Below are 2,428 nucleotides of genomic sequence, written 5' to 3' on the forward strand. Positions count from 1 at the left end.
ATACACCTCCACCGCACCGCTGCGGATGTAGCAAAGCTCGTCGATCGTGTCATTGAGGACGAGGATGTCGGTGCCGGTCTTGAAGTAACGCACCTCCACGCCCTCGGCGAGCGCATCGAGAAGCTCGTCGGAAAGCCCGTCGAAAGGGGGGAACTGCCCCATGTGCTGGCGTATTTCCCAAAGCTCCACGTCCATGTCGTCTCCCTGGCAAAGCAGCCGTCAAAGCCTTGAAGTTTGGCGGCAATCCACCGAGCGGTAAAGCCCGGACATGAAAAAGGCCGGACACGAAAAAGCCCGGTGAAAACACCGGGCTTCTTGGAGCAGATCACAGACCCTGTCCCCTCTTGCCGCTATCGACGCGCCTGGCTTGCACAAGCAAGAGGAGTATCAGGGATGGTCACGATCAGGACTGGTTGGCCATTTCCTGAACGCGCTGCATCATTTCCGGATCCTGCTGGATGGATTGGCCGATGGCGTTGAAGGTATCGACGTCCAGGCCACTGTTCTCGACCACTTCGATCATGCGGTCGTTGGCTTCAGCGCGTACTTCCTGTTGAGCCGCCTCGTCTTCTGCTTCCTGCAGACGCTGTGTGTACTCTTGCGAGATCACGGCGATTTCTTGAGAAGCATCGGCGAACTGCTGCAGCTGCTCATCGCTGAAATCCTGGGCCGGGGCTTGCTGGTTGGCCATCGGATCCTGAGCCGGGTCCTGGGCTTGCTGGGCACTGGCGGTTCCCGCCATCAGGCCGGTGGCAAGCAGGGCAGCTGAGAACAAAGCAGTCATACGTTGCATGATAAGAAACCTCGTTGGCGCGTTATGAATGTGGTGAATCTGACGCGAGCATTCAGCGCAGGTTCAAATTTTTATGTAACGATAAGTAAAAATGCATAAAACGATGGCCGCGACCGCGCGAGGCCACCTTTCGATGGGCAGCCTAGAGACGCTGAAGGTAGCCCACCCCGCCGAGGTTGCGCATCTGTTGGCGAACCCACTGGCTGCGCCGCTCCACCTGGGCGTCCGGGCGCGCGGCGCTGCGGGTGCGCGGGCTTGGCAGGATGGCCGCCAGAAGGCTCGCCTGGCGCTCGGTCAAGGCGCTGCCCGAGGCACCGAAATAGTGCTGTGCCGCGGCCTCCAGGCCGAACACGCCGGTGTCCCACTCGGCGACGTTCAGGTACACCTCGAGAATGCGCGACTTGCTCCAGAAGGTCTCGATCAACAGCGTGAACCACGCCTCGAGCCCCTTGCGAAACCAGCTGCGCCCGCTCCACAAAAACACGTTCTTGGCGGTCTGCTGACTCAGGGTACTCGCCCCGCGCAGGCGCGAGCCATCCTGACTCGCCTGCCAGGCGCGCTTGAGCTCGACCAGATCGAAGCCGCGATGATAGGGAAAGCGCTGGTCCTCGGCGGCGATCACCGCGAGCTTGGCGTTGCTCGACAGCTCGTCGAAGCTTCGCCACTGCCGGGTGATGGTGATCGGCTCGCCCTGAAAAAGGCTTTGCACCTTGCGCTCGACCATGACCATCGACCCCGGCGGCGGCACCACGCTGAAAAGCAGCACCAGCGCCACCGAAAGGACCACGAAGGCGAGTGCGCCACGCCAGACAAAGCGCCAGACAAGACGCAGGTAATGGCGCAGCGCACGGTTGAGCATGTCGGTATCCCTAACGTTTCATGAGGTGTTGGGCATGATAGCGCAGATGCTCCTCGATGAACGAGGCGATGAAGAAGTAGCTGTGATCGTAACCCGGCTGGCGGCGCAGCGTCAGCGGGTGATCGTGCTCTTCACACACGGCTTCCAAACGTTCGGGCTTGAGCTGCTCTTCCAGGAACTGGTCGGCGTCGCCCTGATCGATGAACAGGCGCTGGCGCGAGGCGCCGTTGGCGACCAGCTCGCAGGCATCGTACTGGCGCCAGCGGGACTCGTCCTCGCCCAGGTAGCTGGTGAACGCCTTCTGTCCCCAGGGGCAGTTCATCGGGTTGACGATGGGCGAGAATGCCGACACCGAGCAGAAGCGTCCCGGATGGCGCAGCGCAAGGATGAGCGCGCCGTGACCGCCCATGGAGTGACCGCTGATCGACTCGCGCCCGTTGACCGGAAAGTGCTGGCGCACCACCGACGGCAGCTCCTCGACCACGTAGTCGTACATGCGGTAGTGCCCTTTCCAGGGCGCCTGGGTGGCATTGACGTAGAAGCCCGCGCCGGAACCCAGGTCGAAGCTTTCGTGCTCGCCGGGCAGATCGGTGCCGCGCGGGCTGGTGTCCGGGCAGACGATCGCCACGCCGAGCTCGGCGGCCACGCGGTGGGCGCCGGCCTTCTGCATGAAGTTCTCGTCGCTGCAGGTGAGGCCTGACAGCCACCACAGCAGCGGCACGCGCTCGTTTTCCGCCTGGGGCGGCAGGTAGACGGCGAAGACCATGTTGCAATCC

Annotated in this window: 4 protein-coding genes; all 4 read right to left on the reverse strand. The window is 62.5% G+C overall.

The genetic code is table 11. From position 1 onward, the window contains the following. On the reverse strand, positions 1-195 hold a 195-nt coding region (locus BIS11_RS15150; RefSeq protein WP_367399223.1), incomplete at its 3' end, for a cyclic nucleotide-binding domain-containing protein. Between the two features lie 208 nt (positions 196-403). After that, positions 404-793: a DUF4168 domain-containing protein gene (locus tag BIS11_RS15155; protein ID WP_253424541.1), complete on the reverse strand. Its 390-nt coding sequence runs from the start codon at positions 791-793 to the stop codon at positions 404-406. 142 nt (positions 794-935) lie between these two features. Continuing rightward, positions 936-1,652, reverse strand: coding sequence for a monofunctional biosynthetic peptidoglycan transglycosylase (gene mtgA, locus BIS11_RS15160; protein ID WP_253424545.1), 717 nt, complete (start codon positions 1,650-1,652; stop codon positions 936-938). A gap of 10 nt (positions 1,653-1,662) precedes the next feature. Beyond that, positions 1,663-2,428: S-formylglutathione hydrolase (gene fghA / locus BIS11_RS15165; RefSeq protein ID WP_253586449.1), on the reverse strand; the 766-nt coding region annotated here is incomplete at its 5' end.

It is taken from the genome of Halomonas sp. 707D4, assembly GCF_024158685.1.
GTDB lineage: Bacteria > Pseudomonadota > Gammaproteobacteria > Pseudomonadales > Halomonadaceae > Vreelandella.